The 18,589-nt window shown below is 48.1% G+C and carries 16 protein-coding genes; 10 read left to right on the top strand and 6 right to left on the bottom strand.

What is annotated here, in order from left to right; all coding sequences use genetic code 11:
• Positions 1-28 precede the first annotated feature (28 nt).
• Entirely contained in the window at positions 29-1,150 is a 1,122-nt protein-coding gene (gene mqnC / locus FSB75_RS16435; protein WP_146789718.1) for a cyclic dehypoxanthinyl futalosine synthase, read from the bottom strand.
• A 190-nt stretch (positions 1,151-1,340) separates the two neighbouring features.
• Here mqnC and FSB75_RS16430 point away from each other — a divergent pair, with 190 nt between their 5' ends.
• The 4 genes from FSB75_RS16430 to FSB75_RS16415 all read left to right on the top strand — a co-directional run bounded on the left by FSB75_RS16430 (position 1,341) and on the right by FSB75_RS16415 (position 6,207).
• Positions 1,341-2,483: an aspartyl protease family protein gene (locus tag FSB75_RS16430; RefSeq protein WP_227990610.1), complete on the top strand. Its 1,143-nt coding sequence runs from the start codon at positions 1,341-1,343 to the stop codon at positions 2,481-2,483.
• 86 nt (positions 2,484-2,569) lie between these two features.
• The gene (locus FSB75_RS16425; protein ID WP_146789713.1) at positions 2,570-3,808 is read left to right on the top strand and encodes a M16 family metallopeptidase; all 1,239 of its coding nucleotides are present in this window, start codon (positions 2,570-2,572) and stop codon (positions 3,806-3,808) included.
• Positions 3,809-3,841: 33 nt separating this feature from the next.
• Entirely contained in the window at positions 3,842-4,927 is a 1,086-nt protein-coding gene (locus FSB75_RS16420; protein WP_146789711.1) for an AAA family ATPase, read from the top strand.
• The gene (locus FSB75_RS16415) at positions 4,924-6,207 is read left to right on the top strand and encodes a M16 family metallopeptidase (protein WP_146789709.1); all 1,284 of its coding nucleotides are present in this window, start codon (positions 4,924-4,926) and stop codon (positions 6,205-6,207) included. Before FSB75_RS16420 ends, FSB75_RS16415 begins: the two co-directional genes overlap by 4 nt.
• A gap of 80 nt (positions 6,208-6,287) precedes the next feature.
• Here the strand turns inward: FSB75_RS16415 and selD are convergent, their stop codons facing one another.
• From selD to rho, 4 genes are all read right to left on the bottom strand, one after another.
• Positions 6,288-7,346 (bottom strand): selenide, water dikinase SelD, encoded by a 1,059-nt coding sequence (gene selD, locus FSB75_RS16410; protein ID WP_146789707.1) that lies wholly within the window; start codon positions 7,344-7,346, stop codon positions 6,288-6,290.
• Positions 7,343-8,458: a tRNA 2-selenouridine(34) synthase MnmH gene (mnmH, locus tag FSB75_RS16405; RefSeq protein WP_146789705.1), complete on the bottom strand. Its 1,116-nt coding sequence runs from the start codon at positions 8,456-8,458 to the stop codon at positions 7,343-7,345. The genes selD and mnmH overlap by 4 nt, the downstream gene beginning before the upstream one ends.
• A gap of 66 nt (positions 8,459-8,524) precedes the next feature.
• Positions 8,525-9,160 (bottom strand): hypothetical protein, encoded by a 636-nt coding sequence (locus FSB75_RS16400; RefSeq protein ID WP_146789703.1) that lies wholly within the window; start codon positions 9,158-9,160, stop codon positions 8,525-8,527.
• A 168-nt stretch (positions 9,161-9,328) separates the two neighbouring features.
• A complete protein-coding gene (gene rho / locus FSB75_RS16395) occupies positions 9,329-11,017 on the bottom strand; it encodes a transcription termination factor Rho (protein WP_146789701.1) in 1,689 nt (562 codons plus the stop codon).
• 371 nt (positions 11,018-11,388) lie between these two features.
• Here rho and asnS point away from each other — a divergent pair, with 371 nt between their 5' ends.
• Complete coding sequence (gene asnS / locus FSB75_RS16390) at positions 11,389-12,825, top strand: asparagine--tRNA ligase (RefSeq protein ID WP_146789699.1); 1,437 nt, start codon at positions 11,389-11,391, stop codon at positions 12,823-12,825.
• Positions 12,826-12,909: 84 nt separating this feature from the next.
• Here asnS and FSB75_RS16385 read toward each other — a convergent pair whose 3' ends face one another.
• Positions 12,910-13,722, bottom strand: a complete 813-nt coding sequence (locus tag FSB75_RS16385; RefSeq protein WP_172623190.1) for a universal stress protein — start codon at positions 13,720-13,722, stop codon at positions 12,910-12,912.
• Between the two features lie 147 nt (positions 13,723-13,869).
• On the opposite strand from FSB75_RS16385, the gene FSB75_RS16380 reads away from it, so the two are divergent.
• The 5 genes from FSB75_RS16380 (at position 13,870) to FSB75_RS16365 (ending at position 18,389) form a co-directional block, all read left to right on the top strand.
• Positions 13,870-14,247, top strand: coding sequence for an ExbD/TolR family protein (locus FSB75_RS16380; RefSeq protein ID WP_146789695.1), 378 nt, complete (start codon positions 13,870-13,872; stop codon positions 14,245-14,247).
• The gene (locus tag FSB75_RS21850) at positions 14,247-14,408 is read left to right on the top strand and encodes a hypothetical protein (protein WP_172623189.1); all 162 of its coding nucleotides are present in this window, start codon (positions 14,247-14,249) and stop codon (positions 14,406-14,408) included. Before FSB75_RS16380 ends, FSB75_RS21850 begins: the two co-directional genes overlap by 1 nt.
• Before the next feature lie 109 nt (positions 14,409-14,517).
• On the top strand, positions 14,518-15,459 hold the full coding sequence (locus FSB75_RS16375; RefSeq protein WP_146789692.1) for an isopenicillin N synthase family dioxygenase: 942 nt from the start codon (positions 14,518-14,520) through the stop codon (positions 15,457-15,459).
• 322 nt (positions 15,460-15,781) lie between these two features.
• Complete coding sequence (locus FSB75_RS16370; RefSeq protein ID WP_146789690.1) at positions 15,782-16,123, top strand: PadR family transcriptional regulator; 342 nt, start codon at positions 15,782-15,784, stop codon at positions 16,121-16,123.
• Positions 16,124-16,145: 22 nt separating this feature from the next.
• On the top strand, positions 16,146-18,389 hold the full coding sequence (locus tag FSB75_RS16365; RefSeq protein ID WP_172623188.1) for a PspC domain-containing protein: 2,244 nt from the start codon (positions 16,146-16,148) through the stop codon (positions 18,387-18,389).
• The last annotated feature ends 200 nt before the right edge of the window (positions 18,390-18,589 follow it).

The following is an 18,589-nucleotide window of genomic DNA, read 5'->3' as shown; positions in this document are numbered from 1 at the left end:
TTCAATTATAAAAACGGAAAGTCTCCGCTCAATAATTCACCACCTGCTCCTCCATCTTTGGCAACTCTCTCCACTCGTACTGTTGGTTGCGCAACTGCGGCTCGAAGCCCGCTTCGCGGATCGCATCCTGAATCGTTCGCGAAGTAAACCGGTGCGGCGCACCCGCGGCACTCACCACGTTTTCTTCAATCATGATGGAACCGAAATCATTCGCCCCGGCGTGCAAACAAAGTTGCGCCGTTTGCTTGCCCACGGTCAGCCACGAAGCCTGTATGTTGTTGATGTTCGGCAGCATGATGCGGCTGATGGCAATCGTCCGGATGTATTCTTCCGGCGTGGTTAAGTTGTGTACGCCGCGAATCTTTGTCAGCAACGTATCCACGTCCTGAAAGGTCCACGGAATAAAAGCAAGAAAACCTTTGGCGCCTTCGGGTTTCTTTGCCTGCACGTCCCTGATCTTTACCAAATGTTCAAACCGTTCTCTGATGGTTTCTACATGTCCAAACATCATTGTTGCGGATGTAGTGATGTTTAACTTGTGCGCTTCGTGCATAATGGCAAGCCATTCGTCTGCGCCGCATTTGCCTTTGGAGATTAAGCGACGCACACGATCAACTAAAATCTCCGCGCCGGCGCCGGGCAAAGAATCCATGCCCGCTTCTTTCAATGCCGTCAGTACTTCGCGGTGGCTTTTGCCTTCCAGCTTGCAGATGTGCGCCACTTCGGGCGGCCCGAGTGCATGCAGCTTTATCGTTGGATATTCTTGCTTGATGGCGCGAAAAGTAGTCGTATAAAAATCCAGCCCAAGTTCGGGATGATGGCCGCCCTGCAAAAGCAATTGATCGCCGCCGTACTTGACGGTTTCTTCAATTTTTTTGCGGTAGGTGGGCATGTCGGTGATGTAGGCTTCGGCATGGCCCGGTATGCGGTAAAAATTGCAAAACTTACAGTTGGCAACGCACACGTTTGTGGTGTTCACGTTACGATCTATCTGCCAGGTTACTTTTCCGTGCGGCACGCGGCCTTTGCGCAGTTCATCGGCCACGTACATCAGGGCCGTGAGTGGTGCATTTTCAAAAAGAAACATGCCTTCTTCAATTTCCAGGAATTCTGAAGCAAGGGCTTTGTCGTAAAGGCTTGAAAGGTTCATAGCGCCGCAAAGATACAGGACGGTAAAAGGGAAACTTGACGAAAGGTTTCTTGGTATATAAACCTTAGCCTATTTTTAAACACTGCCCTTTAGCAGCCTATTTCAAACGATTGTTGTCTAATCATTTCAAGAAGCGAAGGTGAGAAGATTGTTTTTGCTAATACCGTTGTTCGCAATCGTGCACGCTTCTTTGGCGCAGAAGGAAGTTCGTGAACCTGCGAGGCTTCTCACCAAGTTTAATTTTATACAACTCACCGGCGGCGTGATTCTTTTGAAAGCCCGCTTTGATACTTTTCCCGATACCTTAAGTTTTATTTTAGACACGGGCAGCGGGGGCATTTCGCTCGATTCGTCCACGGTTGATTATTTCCGTCTTAAGCCCATTGCCTCCGGGCGCACCATCAAAGGCATTGCCGGCGTAAAGGCCGTTTCCTTCCTAAATAACCGCAACCTGCACCTGCCCGGCCTTACCATTGACAGCCTGAATTTTCACGTAAACGATTATTCCATTCTTACCTCGGTGTACGGCGAGCCGATCGACGGCATCATTGGTTATTCGGTGTTCAGCCGCTACATTCTCAAGCTCGATTACGACAGCAGCACGATTGAGTTTTGGTCGCGGGGACAACTGAAGTACCCGCGTGGCGGCTACATGCTAAATCCCGTAATTACCACACTGCCTGTGCAAACGGCAAAGGTGAAAGACGAACGGCTTGTTGAGCCGCGATTCCTGATTGACATGGGTGCGGGATTAAACTTGCTTTTTACCCGCGATTTTATTAGCGACAGCGCCCTGCTGCGGCCCAACCGCAAATTGTTTGTAAAAGAAGCCGAAGGCTTGGGCGGAAAGGTGGACATGTACCTTACCACCATCAAAGAAGTAAAGCTGGGGCCTTATAAATTCCGCAACGTGCCGGTAAATATTTTTGAGGATGCCAACAACGTGCTTTCTTACCCGCATCTCGGTGGCTTGATCGGCAACGATCTCCTGCGGCGCTTCAACGTCGTTATTAATTACGAACGACGCGAATTTTATCTTCTGCCCAACAGTCATTATAACGACAATTTCGACTATGCTTATTCAGGTGTGGAATTGTATTACATCAACGGCCGCATCATCGTTGGCGATGTGGCAAGGGGTTCGCCAGCCGAAGCCGCCGGCCTGCTCGAAGGCGATGTGGTAGTAGCGGTGAACACTAATTTTTCGCAGAGCATGGCGCAGTACAAAGCAGCCCTGCAAAGCACTGGCGACAAAGTAAAGGTGATTGTACAAAGGGCCGGCGAATTAATACAAGTAACGTTTAAGGTGAAGAATATTTTGAAGAACAAATAGAAGCAGAAGACAGAGGGTGCATTTCTGTCTTCTGACCTCTGTCTTCGTTCCTCGTCCTACATTTGCCTTCCAACAAAAAACAAGCAGTGGTACAATTTGAACGGTTTACGTTAGCGAACGGTTTACGGGTTTTGGTGCACCGGGATACATCAACGCCGATGGCGGTGGTGAATGTGCTGTACGACGTAGGAGCAAAAGACGAAGACCCCAACCGCACGGGCTTTGCGCACCTGTTTGAACACCTGATGTTCGGCGGTTCTATCAACATTCCCGTTTACGACGAGCCTTTGCAAATGGCCGGTGGCGAAAACAACGCTTACACCACAAACGATTTGACCAATTATTATATACAGCTTCCCGCAGAAAATCTGGAGACGGCCTTCTGGCTCGAAAGTGATCGCATGTTGTCGCTGGGCTTTAGCGAGAACAGTTTGGACGTGCAACGCAAGGTGGTGATGGAAGAATTTAAAGAACATTACCTCAACAAACCTTACGGCGATGCGTGGCTCAAGCTGCGCAACCTCGCTTACGACGTGCATCCTTATAAATGGATGACCATCGGCAAAGAGCTTTCGCACATTGAAAACGCCGGGCTGCAAGACGTAAAGGATTTCTTCTTTAAACATTACCGCCCGGTGAACGCCATTTTAGTGGCCGCCGGAAATGTAACGACCGAACAGGTGAAAGCACTTGCCGAGAAATGGTTTGGGTCCATTGAGAGCGGAGAAAAATACAACCGGCAATTGCCCGCAGAACCGGAGCAAAAGGTAGCCAAGCGTTTAGAAGTTCACGCACCTGTGCCGCTGGATGCTTTTTACAAAACCTGGCACATTTACGGCCGCCTCGATCATCGCTATTACGTGTCGGATTTGATTACCGAAATTTTGGGCGGCGGCGGTTCGTCAAGGTTGTACCAGGCGTTGGTAAAAGAAAAAAAATTGTTCAGCAATATCGAGTGTTATCATTTCGGCACAACCGATGCGGGTTTGCTGACCATTGAAGGCAAGTTGGTAAAAGGCGTGAAGATGGCAGACGCGGAGGCGGCCGTGGAAGAAGAACTGTCAAAATTGAAAGCCGAAAAAATTTCAGGCGACGAACTGCAAAAAGTAAAAAACAAAACCGAAAGCACCATCGCTTTTGAAGACATGAGCGTGATGAACCGCGCCAACAGTTTGGCTTACTATGAACTGCTGGGTGATGCCGCTTTAATGAACACGGAACTAGACAGATACAACACCGTAACGGTGGACGAAATCCAGGCCATTAGCAAGGAGATTTTCAGGGAAGAGAACAGCAGTACGCTGTACTACCGCGCCGGAAATTAATTCGTAAATTGGAAGCCCTAACGGCCAGCACCCATGTTTTTTCAGGACGACGACGAAGACGATTTAAGCAGCCACCTTTCCAGCGTGTACGACACCGATGACGACATCAAAGTGGCGGCTTATTTTTTTCACCTCAACGGAACGGCACCTAATAAAAAAGCCTTCTTCCGCGTGGAGTATGCCGCGTTGGAAAAAGAACTGAACGCCTCCTTTCCGCAACGCTGGAAAGACGATTACACCGAGCAGGAATTCATCAAAAAAGAAAGCCGCTACAAGCAAAAGCACCGCGTGTGGTTCCTGCGGCAAGACATCTGGATACGCTACCGCAACGATTACGAAAGCATGGCCGCCACGCTGTATTATCTTTCTTCAGCCGACGGTGCTACGCTGCAAAAAACAGAACAGCTTTTGCAAACGCTTGTGAAAGAAAAAGAAGAAGACCACAAAGGCACATTTAGTTTCATCACCACGCTTCACGGCCACTTTCATTTGAAAGAATTTAAACACATCGGCGATGCCGTTGACATTGAAGACCATTACAACAAGGACTTCTACACCTTCAGCGAACGCGTAATTGAAAAGCTGCAAAAGCCCAAAAGCCACGGGCTGGTTTTGTTGCACGGCAAACCCGGTACGGGCAAGACAACGTACATCCGCTACCTGGCCAGCCGGCTTACCAAGCGCATGATTTATTTTCCGCCGTACATGGCCTCGCACATTTCATCGCCGGAGCTGATTAATTTTTTAATGGACCAGGAAGAAAGCATTTTGGTTTTGGAAGACGCCGACAACGTCATTAGCCGGCGCACCGGCAGCGACAGCAGCGCCATCTCCAATTTGCTCAATCTTTCCGATGGTTTGCTGGGACAGTGTTTGCACATTCCCGTTATTTGCACCTTCAACATGATGCACACCGAACTGGATGCGGCGCTGTTGCGCAAAGGAAGGCTCCTCGGCATGTATGAGTTCAAGCCTTTGCAACCCAATGTGGCCAACCGTTTGGCAAGCAAGATTAAAATTGAAAATACGTTTACGCAGCCCGTTTCGCTGGCCGAGATTTACAACATTGGCGAAGAGACTTATCTTCCGCAAAAACAAGAAATCGGATTTAGAAAATGACAGAAACAATTGATCGCAAAACACCGCCCCGCATAAAAGATGCCGTTGAATTTGACGTAAAACTAAAGCCCGCTGAAAAGGTCACGCTTACCAACGGTACGCAAGTATATGCCGTAAACGCCGGCGCCGAAGACGTGCTGCAGATAGAATGGGTTTTTTACGCCGGCAATTGGTTTGAAAGCAAAAACCTGTTAGCCGCAACCACCAATTACTTGTTGAAGAACGGCACTTCGTCAAAGACGGCTTTTCAACTGAACGAACACTTTGAGTATTACGGTTCTTACCTCAACCGCAGTTGCTACAACGAAACCGCTACCATTACGCTGCATTGCCTGAGCAAACATTTAGAGGTGTTGCTTCCGGTAGTGCGGGAGATGATTACCGATTCCATTTTTCCCGAAGACGAACTGGCGACCTACAAACAAAACATGCAACAACGACTTCGGGTGAATTTAAAGAAGTGTGATTTTGTTGCCGGCCGCTTGATTGATACTTACCTCTACGGCGAAGAACATCCTTACGGCCGTTACAGCCGCTTTGAAGATTTTGATGCCCTGAACCGCGAAGAAATCAGCAGTTTTTACAAACACTTTTATCAGGATGGAAAGCTGGTGCTGTTTGCCGCAGGCAAGCTGCCGCAAAATTTGTTTGAACTGCTTGAAAAGAATTTCGGCGATTTGCCCCTGAAAGGATTAACGCTTGCCGGCATTGCATCACAGCCTGCAACCGAAAGGAAATACCGCGTAACAAACGATCCGCAAGGCGTGCAAGGCGCGGTGCGCATGGGCTCTCCTTTTCCCAATCGTCACCACCCCGATTTTTTAAAAGTGCAGGTGCTGAACAGTGTGTTTGGCGGCTTCTTTGGTTCGCGTTTAATGAGCAACATTCGCGAGGACAAGGGCTATACTTACGGCATTTACAGCTATCTCGAAAACCACATTGAGCAAAGTGCGTGGGTGATCAGTACCGAAGCCGGGCGAGACGTGTGCGAAGCAACGATAACCGAAGTGTACAAAGAGATGGAAGACTTGCGCAACGAGGTTGTGGACGACGAAGAATTGCTGCTCGTTCGCAATTACATGATCGGTTCTATTCTTGGCGATTTGGACGGACCCTTTCACATCATCAACCGTTGGAAAAATCTTGTGCTGAACGGCCTTGACGAAAACTTTTTTTACAAACAAATTGAAACAATCAAAACCGTTTCCGCAGAAGAACTGCAAGCCCTCGCAAACAAATATTTACAGCCGGAAAAGTTTTACGAACTGGTGGTGGTGTAGGGAGGTGAAACGTGAGACGGCAGACGTGAGACAGGAGTGAACTACAGCTTAAAAGTTTCTTCGGTTTCACATCTGGCGTTTCACTTTTCACGCCTCACATACACAGCTTTTTCTTTTTGTGGAATGCAACGGCCAATTGGTGTCAGAAAATCAGTCAAGCCATTTAACAAAAAAACTTCTCTCAATTCATCAATATCGTTCGACGCAATCAGCAAGCCGCCGTTGGTTTGCGGGTCGGGCAAGAGTTTCAATGCTTCTTCGGTATTGATGCCATTTTCAAATTGCACTTTGTGGCCGTAGCTGTTCCAGTTGCGGGCCGTGGCGCCGGGACCTATTCCTTGTTTTAAATATTCATCCAATCCTTCAATCTTTTGCACCGTCGAATAATTCAGTTCAACACTTACACCGCTGCCTTCGGCCATTTCAATTATGTGTCCCAATAAACCAAAGCCCGTAACATCTGTCATGGCGCGAACGCTTTGGAGCTTGCCCAACGCTTCACCGGCTTTGTTCAACGTCGTTAATTGCTTCAGCAAAACAGCATAATGTTCATCTGTCAACACACCTTTTTTTACAGCGGTTGACAATACGCCAACGCCGAGCGGCTTGGTGAGAAAAAGTAAATCGCCTTCCTGCGCACCGTTGTTCTTTTTAACGTGTGCTGGATGCACCGCACCCGTTACGGCCAAACCGAAAATGGGTTCCAGCGAATCAATGGTGTGGCCACCGGCCAACGGAATGCCCGCTTCGGCGCAAATGCTTCGTCCGCCGTCCAAAACTTTTTGCGCTACGCCGGGAGAAATTTTGCCCGCAGGCCAACCCAAAATTGCAATTGCCATCAGGGGCTTTCCGCCCATCGCATAAACATCGCTGATGGCGTTGGCCGAAGCAATTTGCCCGAAGGCAAACGCGTCATCTACAATGGGCATAAAAAAATCGGTGGTGGAAACGATGGCCGTGTTCTCGTCCAATTGATAAACCGCGGCGTCGTCGCTGCTTTCGTTGCCTACCAACAATTGCGGAAAAGAACTTTTGTTTTCTGTTTTTAAAATTTCCTGCAGCACCGACGGTGCGATTTTGCAGCCGCAGCCGCCGCCTTTTGAAAATTGCGTGAGCCTGATTTGTTCTTCTGTTGTCATACGGTTTGTTGTGGTCTTAATAAATTGGTGGTGTTTTCTACCGAAACGGTTTCGCATTCGATTTTGGTTAGCAGTGATGGAAGGTTTTCACGTCCGTGCAAGCCTTTGCTGTATTGCTTGTCGTAATAGCGCAGCAAAATGGCAAAACAATCTTCAATCTTTCCTTCCTCCAAAAGCTGCGCTGCGGTCTTTGCTTCTAATCCGCCCAGGCGTTTTTTAATTCGCTCGATGGCCGCTGCTAATTTTTCTTTGTCGCATTGGCTGTATTCTTCTACGATGTGTTTTAGTCTTTCTTCAAACGGAACGTCCACAAAATAAAGCGGCGATTGCCGCATGGTTTGCCACAGCGCATGAGGAATATTCACCGAGCCGATACGCTGGCTTTCGTCTTCAAGCCAGATAAAGTTTGGCGTTATGTCTTCAGGTTCATCAGCCCTTTCCTTCCCGCTTTGCTTGCAGCTTAGATCTTGCAGCTCGCAACTCAATAAATTCTCAAACATTTCCTGCGTTGGTTGCGGCGGCATGTTGATGTTGCCAAAGGCTGAACCTTTGTGCGAAGCAAGGCCTTCGAGATCAACAACGCTTTCGCCTTGCTCTTTTAATTGATGCAACAATTCTGTTTTTCCCGAACCGGTATAACCGCCCAAAACTTTTAAAGCATAAGGCTGTTCAAATGACTTCAGCACGAGGTTGCGAAAGGCTTTATAGCCTCCCGCTAAAACAGTTACGTTGAAGCCGTACAAATTCAGCAACCACGCTACTGCGCCGCTGCGCATGCCGCCGCGCCAGCAGTACACATAGACTTTCGTTGACTGTTGTTCGTTGTTCGTTTTTGCAGCGGCCTGCGGCCAACGCTCAACGATCAATTGCTCTACGCTTTCCACCATGCCGCGCATCTTCGGGCCGAAATAATCAAGGCCGGTTTTGATGGCGGCTTCGCGGCTCACCCGCTTGTAGGTTGTGCCCACAACTTTTCTTTCTTCGTCGGTAAAAAGCGGAAAGCTAACGGCGCCGGGAATGTGCGCATGATTGTATTCGGCGGGCGAACGCACATCCAGCAACAACGCTATTCTGCTCTCTTGTAAAAATTCTTTCGCTTGTATCCGCCTCATGCAAACAAATGTATTCCAAAATAAAAAAGCTTCCCGAAGGAAGCTTTCGCATTCATTTTAGAAGGCTTAATGTTTAACGTTGCCGTTTGAGTCCACTTTCATTTTCTCGCCGTTCATTTTAATTTTTGTGTTGCCCTCCTCGTCTGTCTTCACCTTCATCTTGTCACCGTCTTCAGTTGTCATTTTTGTCTTCATGCCGTGGTCCGATACTTTCCACCGTTTAACCAGGTCTTCGTCTTCTTTTTTATAACGGGTATCGTAATCGGTCCACTTGTCATCATTGCCTTTGTACGTGAGTTTATCGTTATCCATTTTGGCCTCGCCAATTTGTCCCCAGTTCTCCACCGAGTCATTCATGTCGTTGTCGCCATAAACCCACCAATTGCGGTTGTCCACATAGCGCCATACGGGTTCGCCGGTTTCATCGGTAATCATACCGGTAGAGCGGTCAACCTTCAGACTTTTATAAGGCTTACCAGTTTTAGGGTTCAGGTAATAACCTTTTGTGGCGTTAGTTTCCACTGTATCGGCCATGGCTGCGTAATTGCCACTGCTGGTTGCCGTTGTGGTTCCAGAACTAACCGTGGTATTGGTTGTAGAACTGCTCGAATCGGTGGTGCTTGCCGTCGTTCCTGAATTGTTGCAAGCAGCCAGCCCAAGAATTACGGCTGCTGCACCAAAGCTGAGAAATCTCCGTTTCATAATCTGTAGAATTTGTTTCAGCTTTTGATTACAAAAATGAGACCAGCGGAGCAACGGGCAACCGGCAATACGCAATTTGCAATAAGCACTGAAGTAGATGAAAAAACAAGAGGGTCGCTTTAAAAGCGGCCCTCTTGCCAATTGCTTATTGCAAATTTCCTGTTGAAATTATCCGTTCATTGAAGCAAGGAACTCTTCGTTGCTTTTGGTTCCTCTCATGCGCTTGAGCAGTTCGCTCATGGCTTCTTCGGTATTCATATCGTTCAGGTAAACGCGAAGCAGGTTCATGCGTTGCAGCACATCTCTTTCCAACAACAAATCATCGCGGCGTGTAGAGGACGCTACAATATCAATAGCGGGGAAGATACGCTTGTTGGCCAAGCGGCGGTCAAGCTGCAATTCCATGTTGCCCGTTCCTTTGAATTCTTCAAAAATTACTTCGTCCATTTTCGAACCGGTATCAACCAGCGCCGTAGCAATGATGGTGAGCGAACCGCCGTGTTCTATTTTACGGGCCGCGCCAAAGAATTGCTTGGGCTTTTGCATGGCGTTGGCTTCTACACCGCCCGACAATACTTTGCCCGATGCCGGTGCTACGGTGTTGTGCGCACGGGCCAAACGAGTGATAGAATCAAGCAGAATCACAACATCGTGACCGCATTCCACCAAACGCTTTGCTTTTTGCAAAGCCACGGTTGAAACCTTTACGTGTTTTTCCGCAGGTTCGTCAAAGGTGGAAGCAATTACCTCGGCCTTCACACTGCGTTCCATGTCGGTTACTTCCTCGGGACGTTCGTCCACCAGCACCACCATCAAATAACATTCGGGGTGGTTTTTGGCGATGGCGTTAGCCACGGCTTTTAAGAGCATTGTTTTACCCGTTTTCGGTTGCGCCACAATCAGTCCGCGCTGGCCTTTACCGATGGGCGTAAACAAGTCCATGATGCGGGTAGAATAATTGTTCGGCTCATCAAACAAGTTGAGCTTTTCGTAAGGAAACAGCGGCGTTAGGTAATCGAAGGGCACGCGGTCGCGAACCTCTTCAGGACTCTTGCCGTTGATCTGGTCCACCTTCAGCAAGGCAAAATATTTCTCGCCTTCTTTTGGCGGACGAACCGAACCAAAAACCGTGTCGCCGGTTTTCAAACCAAACAATTTGATTTGCGAAGGCGATACGTAAATATCATCGGGTGAAGAAAGATAGTTGTAATCGGAAGAGCGAAGGAAGCCGTAACCGTCGGGCATCATTTCCAGCACACCTTCGGCCATGATGATGCCGTCGAATTCGATGTTGAACGATTGTTGCTGTTGTTGTTGTTCGCGGCGTTGTGGAAAAAACTTTGTTATCTGTGAACCTCTTTCCGGGATTTCAATATTCACGTCAGGCGATGAAGTCGTCTCATCGGCTTGTTGTTCCGCTTCAGTTGTTTGTTCTGTTTCTTCTGCGGCCCGTTCGTTTGTGAAGAGATTGGGTTCTGTTGCCGGTTCTTCTTCGGGCTTTTTGCGGCCGCGCTTTTGCGGCGCTTCTTTCCTGGGCGCAGCCGCCGCGGTTTTTTTGTGCGCCGTGTGTTTTTTTGGTTCTTCGGCGGCGGCTTCAATGGCCGGAACCGACGTGTCTTCTACCACGGCTTCTTCGGTGGTGTTGGACGTGGTGGCTTTAATAATGCGTTTGCGTTTGGGACGTTCGCTGGTCATCGCATTTCCCTTTGAGGGACCGCCCACCACGGCTTGCTTGTCCAGTATTTTATAAACGAGGTCTTGTTTGCTTAATTTTTTGGCGTTCTCAATTTTTAATTCATCTGCAACGTCCTGCAATTCGGGCAGGAGCATGTCGTTCAACTGCAAAATGTCGTACATAGAAAATCTTATTTAAGAGGAGCTGGTCAAAACCGACGGCGGTTGGATTTTTTTTGATTGATTTGTTTTGGGTGGAACCTGAGAAAAAAACCGGTGTCGTGAGTGATAAGGGTAGGTACTCTCAATTGTTTCCGCTGCAAGTTTACGTTGAAATGCATGAAAAGAGAAAATTTTTTTAAGGCAAAAGGTTAAAAGATCAAAGATGGTAGATGGCGAATGACAGCGCTCATGGTTGGTCATTGTTTATTAATCCTTGGTTGTTGTTTGTAACCTTGCCGGCCAACGGCTAACGAACAACGACCAATCCCGTCATCCGCCATCTATCATCCGTCCTCTGCACTCCGTTATCTTTGCCGCTCTTAAAACCGCATATGTTCAACAAACGAATCAAGATAAAAGAGCTTTTAGCTACGGCCGCGCAAGGACAACAAGTGACTGTGATGGGGTGGGTGCGCACGTTTCGCAACAACCAGTTTGTAGCGCTGAACGATGGCTCTACCAACAACAACCTGCAAGTGGTAATTGAACTTGGCAAATACGACGATGCTTTTTTAAAACGCATCACTACATCGGCTTCGCTGAAAGTGACCGGCATTTTGGTTGAATCATTAGGCAAAGGGCAAAGCGTGGAAGTAAAAGCAGAAGAGGTTGAAATTCTCGGCGACAGCGATGCGGAAACTTACCCGCTTCAACCCAAAAAACACAGCCTTGAGTTTTTGCGCGAAAAAGCGCACCTGCGTTTTCGCACCAACACATTTAGTTCGGTGTTTCGTGTGCGGCACTCGCTGGCTTTTGCGGTACACAAATTCTTTAACGATAAAGGCTTCTTCTATCTGCACACGCCCATTGTTACGGCAAGCGATGCGGAAGGCGCCGGCGAAATGTTTCGCGTAAGCACTTTGCCTTTTGACAACCCGCCGCGCAAAGAAGACGGCAGCGTTGATTTCAGCGAAGACTTTTTTGGCCGCGCCACCAACCTCACCGTAAGCGGGCAATTGGAAGGCGAATTGGGTGCAACAGCACTTGGACAGATTTATACATTTGGGCCAACGTTTCGCGCAGAAAATTCCAACACAGCAAGACATCTTGCGGAGTTCTGGATGATTGAACCCGAGGCAGCTTTTTACGACTTGGAAGACAACGCGGCTCTTGCCGAAGAATTCATTCAATACATCATTCGCTACGCAATGGAAAACAACGGGGATGATTTGGAATTTTTGCGCCAGCGTTTGTTGGACGAAGAAAAAGGGAAGCCCCAAACCGAACGAAGCGAACTGGATTTGATTCAAAAACTGCAGTTTGTTGTTGAGAACAAATTTGAACGCATTACGTACACCGAAGCCATTGATATCCTTCTTCAATCAAACCACTACAAAAAGAAAAAGTTTCAGTACGACGTGAAGTGGGGCATTGATATGCAAAGCGAACACGAACGCTATTTGGTGGAGAAACATTTTAAAAAGCCGGTGATTGTAACGGATTATCCAAAAGAAATCAAGGCCTTTTACATGCGGCAAAATGAAGACGGCAAAACCGTGGCCGCCATGGATATTTTAGCGCCGGGCATTGGTGAAATTGTGGGCGGCTCACAACGCGAAGAACGCTACGACAAATTGGTTGAACGCATGAAAGAAATGCACGTTCCCGCGGAGGAACTTTGGTGGTATCTCGACACACGCCGCTTTGGTACGGTGCCACACGCCGGCTTTGGTTTGGGCTTCGAACGCATGGTACAATTTGTAACCGGCATGGGCAACATTCGCGACGTGATTCCTTTTCCGCGTACGCCAAAGAACGCAGAGTTTTAATACAATTGATGGACGTTCAGTAAACAAACAAAGCGGCCTTCGAATGAAGGCCGCTTTGTTTACAAAAAGATTCTTTATTCCTGATCATTCACTGCTTCCGTGCAAGGTCATTACCGGCACAGACAGTTCGTGCAAAATCTCGTTTGTGTATCCTTTAAAAAACAATCGCTCCAGTAAATTGTGTTTGTGTGGCAATACGGTAACAAGATCGATCTTGTTCAGCTCTGCAAAATGTTTAAGGCCCTGCGCTACGTTTTCTTCTTTTAAAATGCGGTAAGCAGATGGTGCCAGATGCAGTGCGTTCAACAAAGAAGACGGGTCGCCTGCTTGTTCGTTTTCTGTTTCAACGTGCACAACCTGAAGGCTTGCCCGCAAGGCTTGTATTGCAGCTAAAATTTTCGCCGCGGGAACTTCACCGGGATTAACGAAATCAACGGCGAGAGCAATATTCTTCGGCGCGTTTAGCTCTGCATTTTCAGGAACAACAATAACCGGATGAGAACATTTTTTTACCAGCGCCTGCGCCGTGCTGCCAAACAAAAAACGTTCAACCCCGCTCATGCTTTTCGTGCCCGCTACCAAAGCAAATACGTCCTTTTGTTTGCTGACGTCTTCCGCTTCTTCCACTACATCACCCAGGCGGCTTTCCATTTCAAAAACCGTTTCGGGATGCAAGCGCTCCGCCGCTTCTTTTGCCCGCCGCAAACCGGCGTCGGCGCTTTTTTTAAGGTCTTCTGCCGATACCATCAGCACCGGCATATCGCTCATGGCAACGGGCAGTTGATAAACGTGCAGCAACCGCACAGAGGCTTGAACAACCTTGGCCAATTGCGCCGCGTAAGCCGTCGCGTGTTCGGCTGCGGGAGAGAAATCGGTGAGAACAAGAATCGTTTTCATGCGGCAAAGATGAAAACTATTTAAAACGAAAAAGTGATTTTGGACAGGCCACGACAAACGATTTGGTGAAAATGTTTTTCTCCACAGAACAATCATTGCGTCTTTATGGAATTGCCATGGCTTTTCATCTCAACAAAAATCAATTGCATGGCAACGATCATTCCGCAACCGCTTAGCAAGTCCAAAGCAGGCCTTCACACGGTAAAAATTGACATGACGCCGATGGTGGACCTGGGCTTTTTGCTCATTACCTTTTTCATCTTCACTACGTCAATCACACAACCAACAATTACAAAACTTAACATGCCCAAAGCCGATCCTGGAGGCGTTGCAAATGTTTATGAAAAAACATTGCTAACCGCTATCCTCGACAAAGAGAAGATAATTGTTTACGAAGGCGACTTTCAAAAAGCTCTTGCGCAAAACCGGCTGCTGCAAACGGATTACGATGTGAAGTCGGAGCTTGGAAAATTCATTCGGCAAAAACAAAAGCCCTGCAAGCCATCAACCGGAAAGACGAACTGATGGTTGTTCTTAAGCCTTTGCCTTCGGCTTCTTATCAGGACGTTATAAATGCGTTGGATGAAATGACAATAAACAGGGTGTTGCGTTACGGCATCGTTGACGTTTCGGCAAACGAAAGGGCTTATTTGTTGTCGAAGCAAAGAGGCAAGGTCATTCATTGAAGCCACATGTCATTTCTTTTTCGGTGGGCCGTCTTCCTTTAAATTCTCTAGTGCAAATGCAGCCGGCATTGTAAATTTGGTGTCCATTTACCAAATTAAAATTGCTATTATGAACATTCCCGTTGTTGACTTAGCCGACTTTTTAAGCGGCGATGAAATCCGTAAACAAAATTTCGTACAGGCCTTGGGAAAGGCTTATGAAGACGTAGGATTTGTAGCGGTTAAAAATCACGGCATTCCCGACGAACTCATTGCCGATTTGTATAAATACGTACAACAGTTTTTTGCCTTGCCCGATGATGTAAAACTTGATTACGAGAAAAAAGAACTGGCCGGACAAAGAGGCTATACGTCCTTTGGCCGCGAACACGCCAAAGGCTTTGATGCACCGGACCTGAAAGAATTTTTTCAATACGGACAAACGGTGGAAGACGGCGAGAAAACCGAAGATTATCCCGACAACGTGGTAGTTGACGAGGTGCCGCAGTTTACGCCAACACTTTACAAGGCCTACCGCAATTTTGAAAAAAGCGGCACGGCGCTTTTACAGGCCATTGCGCTTTATCTCAGTCTTGACGAACATTATTTTGACGAGTGGGTGCACAACGGCAATTCCATTCTGCGTGCCATTCACTACCCGCCCATCAAAGGCGAGCCAAAATCTTCCATTCGCGCCGAGCAGCACGAAGACATTAACCTGATTACGCTGCTGGTTGGCGCTTCGGCAGACGGCTTGCAAATTCTCACCAAGCAGGGCGAGTGGGTTGGCGTGACGTCATTACCTGAACAAATTGTGGTAAACGTAGGCGACATGCTCCAGCGATTGACGAATAACAAACTTCGCTCAACCACACACCGCGTGGTAAATCCGCCGCGGGAATTGTGGGGTACGTCACGCTTTTCCATTCCGTTCTTCCTTCATCCGAAAAGCGACATGAGCCTGGCTTCGTTGGAAAGCACGGTTGACGAACAGCATCCAAAAGCTTACGAAGACGCGACGGCAGGCGAGTACCTTGACGAACGGCTGAGAGAAATTGGATTGAAAAAATAGTCTTCCGTTTCAGACTAAAATTTGATTCTATACCTCCACAGAAGCCTCCTTTTGGAGGCTTTTTTATTTCCATTCATCAAACAATGCTGCCGGTTAAAAATCTTTGTATCCCTCCCGCTTTACATAAAGCTATGAAAAACAGTCAGTAAGGTTTTATCGCAATCCCTTGTCTCGTCCATTACTAAAAAAAACTTGGTACTATATGTTGCATAGTACCAACTAAAGCCATATTTTTGTGTTGTCAACAATTCAACATATACCGGCCAACCCTACCAATCCCGCAAAGAGCGGGATTGGAGGCGAAGCCAAAAAGAGAGAAGCCATGAACATCGAAAATACACAGAGCCAGATGAAAAAGGGGATTCTGGAGTTCTGCATTCTCTCCATCATTCGCCGGGGCGAGGCCTACCCCAGCGACATTGTGGAGGAAATGCGGGCGGCCAACATGAACATCCTCGAAGGCACGCTTTATCCGCTGCTGACCCGCTTGAAAAATGCCGAAATGCTGACCTATCGCTGGGAAGAAAGCAACTCCGGGCCGCCCCGCAAATACTTTTCGCTGACGGAAAAGGGCGAGGCTTTTTATAAAGAACTTGAACAAACATGGGTCGAACTTTCCAATGCAGTAAATGCCCTCACCAAAAACGGACAACCAAATTCCTGACACAACTTCAACCAACCACACAATGAAAAAGATCATCAACATAAACTTAGCGGGCCGGGTGATCCCGATTGAGGACTCTGCCTACGACAGTTTGCAACGTTATATTGAAAGCCTGCGGCGCTATTTTGCCAAAGAAGAAGGCCGCGACGAAATCATCAACGACATTGAAAGCCGCATTGCCGAACTGATGGACGACAAGGTGCGCAAGGGTGCCGCCGCCATCAGCGACGAAGACATGCAGAGCATCATTGCCTCTATGGGCCGGGTAGAAGATTTTGAGCAACAAGACGATGCCACGGATTCAGGGCACTCCTACCAACAAACATCCGCTTCGCAAACAACGCACAAACGAACGAAAGGGCGCTTGTACCGCGACAGCAGCGATAAAATTTTAGGCGGTGTTTGTTCGGGCTTTGCCAATTACATGAACGTTGATCCGGCCGTGGTGCGCCTCATTTTTGCCATCATCACCTTTGGCGGTTTTGGCCTTGGCTTTTTACTTTACATTCTCCTTTGGATCATTCTTCCATCGCGGGATTTGGAAGGCTACGTAGGCAAGCGGTTTTTTCGCAATCCCGATGATAAGGTAATTGCAGGTGTAGCCGGTGGGTTAGGCGCATACTTTAACCAGCCTTCCTGGATCATTCGCCTGGTGTTTGCCGCACCGCTGATTTTGAACATCGTCTTCGGTACACTCAACGGTGTGTTCTTCGCTTTTCACCGCGACATCTTCCCGAACCTTTTCATTGGTTCGTTTACCGGCACGTTTTGTATTGCCTACATCATTCTCTGGATTGTGTTGCCGGTAGCTCGCAGCCCCTTTGAAAAAATGGAAATGCACGGCGAGAAAGTGGACGTGAACCGCATCCGGCAAAACGTGCAGGAAGGCATGGGCAATATTAAAGACCGCATGCAATCCTGGGGCGAAGAAGTAAAAAACGTTGGAAAAAACATGAACGAAAAAGCACAGGAATTTGCCCGTACGCAAGGCGCCGACTTTGCCGCCGATGTTCGGCAGGCGGCCCGCCCGGTAGGCAGAGGCATCGGTCATGTGATTGGCGTTTTGTTCAAAGCCTTCTTCATCTTCGTGGCCGGATGCATTGCTCTTTCTTTGTTTGCGGTACTGATGGTTTTCATTTTTGGCGGCGTGGCCTGGTGGCCCATCAACAATTTTTTGTGGAGCAGCACCTGGCAAAAACTGCTGGCCTGGAGTACGCTTTTGTTCTTTATCACCGTGCCCGTTATTGCCTTTATCACCTGGCTTATCAGAAGAGTGCTGAAGGTTCGCTCCAAGAGCCATTACTTAAGCTGGGTTTTTGGCGGTCTTTGGCTCATCGGCTTGTTTTCCGCCATTGCCTTTGGCATCAGCATTGGCCACGACTTGAAGGCTTACGAAAGAGTAAGCATGGATGTTGCGATTGCGCAGCCTTCAAACAACAAATTAATCGTGCGGGTAACCGAGCCGGAAATCCGTTACAGCGGAAGCGCCTGGTGGATAGACGACGACAGCCGCGGCTTTGACATCAGCAACGACACGATGCGTTATAACAACGTGAAGCTGCACGTGGTCAAAAGCGACGACTCGGTTTACCACGTTCTTCTTCACAAATACAGCGCTGGCTCAGGCATAAGCGACGCACAGCAACGGGCCGCCCAAACAAGCTTTGAGGTGGTTTCGCGGGACAGCGTTTTGGCCATTGGCAGCGGCTTGGGTATTGGTCGGGGAAGCAAGTTTCGCGGCCAGGGCGTGATTGTGGAGATACAAGTGCCGGTTGGAAAGAAAATAAACTTTGACGAATCGGTGTCGGAGGCCTACAACCCCTGGGTTGTTCGCAAATACAACAAATCTTACCGCAACCGCTTTTGGCGCAATCGCTACCGGGAAGATTGGGACATGGACGAAAGCTTTGACTGGGACGCAAACGTTGATTACGTGATGAACGAAAAAGGTAACCTAGTTAATCCTTTAAAAACTAAAACAACGAATGCAGACGACAACGACTTTTCAAACAAGGATTCTTTGCGCTACATCCGCGACAAGCAAAAACGAGTACGGGATTCCATTGACCGTGAGTTGAAAAAAACCGAACGGCAGATGAACGGCCGGAATACAAAAGAGGAAGAAAACAACAGCGAAGGCGACGTGACGGAAGAAACAACCGCCCGGCCATTTGGCGAAAACACTCTTGCCATGACTGCGAAGAAAAAGGTCGTCGGCAACGCACCTATTCCGATGTCAATACCGTTTGTGCCCACGATACTTTAAGCCTGGTTGAAGTTGGTTACGCATCGGCCGTAACAACTCGAAGCCCTCAAGCAATTGGGGGCTTTTTTAACCGCGGATTTTTTAAGGATTGCCGGGATAATTTTCGCAAATCAATTTTTAAGATGGGTCAAAGAGAAAAACATCAATCGCACAATCCCAACAATCCTTTTTTAATCCCGAACATCTGCGGTTAAATTTGC

This window comes from Flavisolibacter ginsenosidimutans, assembly GCF_007970805.1.
GTDB lineage: Bacteria > Bacteroidota > Bacteroidia > Chitinophagales > Chitinophagaceae > Flavisolibacter > Flavisolibacter ginsenosidimutans.
This window is presented reverse-complemented; position numbering and strand designations above follow the sequence as displayed.

What these genes read in the sequence shown, in the direction of transcription:
- asnS (WP_146789699.1), top strand. Translation starts at nt 11,389, where the DNA reads ATGTTCAACAAACGAATCAAGATAAAAGAGCTTTTAGCTACGGCCGCG.
- FSB75_RS16400 (WP_146789703.1), bottom strand. Translation starts at nt 9,160, where the DNA reads ATGAAACGGAGATTTCTCAGCTTTGGTGCAGCAGCCGTAATTCTTGGG.
- rho (WP_146789701.1), bottom strand. Translation starts at nt 11,017, where the DNA reads ATGTACGACATTTTGCAGTTGAACGACATGCTCCTGCCCGAATTGCAG.
- mnmH (WP_146789705.1), bottom strand. Translation starts at nt 8,458, where the DNA reads ATGAGGCGGATACAAGCGAAAGAATTTTTACAAGAGAGCAGAATAGCG.
- FSB75_RS16380 (WP_146789695.1), top strand. Translation starts at nt 13,870, where the DNA reads ATGGCAACGATCATTCCGCAACCGCTTAGCAAGTCCAAAGCAGGCCTT.
- FSB75_RS16365 (WP_172623188.1), top strand. Translation starts at nt 16,146, where the DNA reads ATGAAAAAGATCATCAACATAAACTTAGCGGGCCGGGTGATCCCGATT.
- FSB75_RS21850 (WP_172623189.1), top strand. Translation starts at nt 14,247, where the DNA reads ATGGTTGTTCTTAAGCCTTTGCCTTCGGCTTCTTATCAGGACGTTATA.
- selD (WP_146789707.1), bottom strand. Translation starts at nt 7,346, where the DNA reads ATGACAACAGAAGAACAAATCAGGCTCACGCAATTTTCAAAAGGCGGC.
- FSB75_RS16375 (WP_146789692.1), top strand. Translation starts at nt 14,518, where the DNA reads ATGAACATTCCCGTTGTTGACTTAGCCGACTTTTTAAGCGGCGATGAA.
- FSB75_RS16415 (WP_146789709.1), top strand. Translation starts at nt 4,924, where the DNA reads ATGACAGAAACAATTGATCGCAAAACACCGCCCCGCATAAAAGATGCC.
- FSB75_RS16385 (WP_172623190.1), bottom strand. Translation starts at nt 13,722, where the DNA reads ATGAAAACGATTCTTGTTCTCACCGATTTCTCTCCCGCAGCCGAACAC.
- FSB75_RS16370 (WP_146789690.1), top strand. Translation starts at nt 15,782, where the DNA reads ATGAACATCGAAAATACACAGAGCCAGATGAAAAAGGGGATTCTGGAG.
- mqnC (WP_146789718.1), bottom strand. Translation starts at nt 1,150, where the DNA reads ATGAACCTTTCAAGCCTTTACGACAAAGCCCTTGCTTCAGAATTCCTG.
- FSB75_RS16420 (WP_146789711.1), top strand. Translation starts at nt 3,842, where the DNA reads ATGTTTTTTCAGGACGACGACGAAGACGATTTAAGCAGCCACCTTTCC.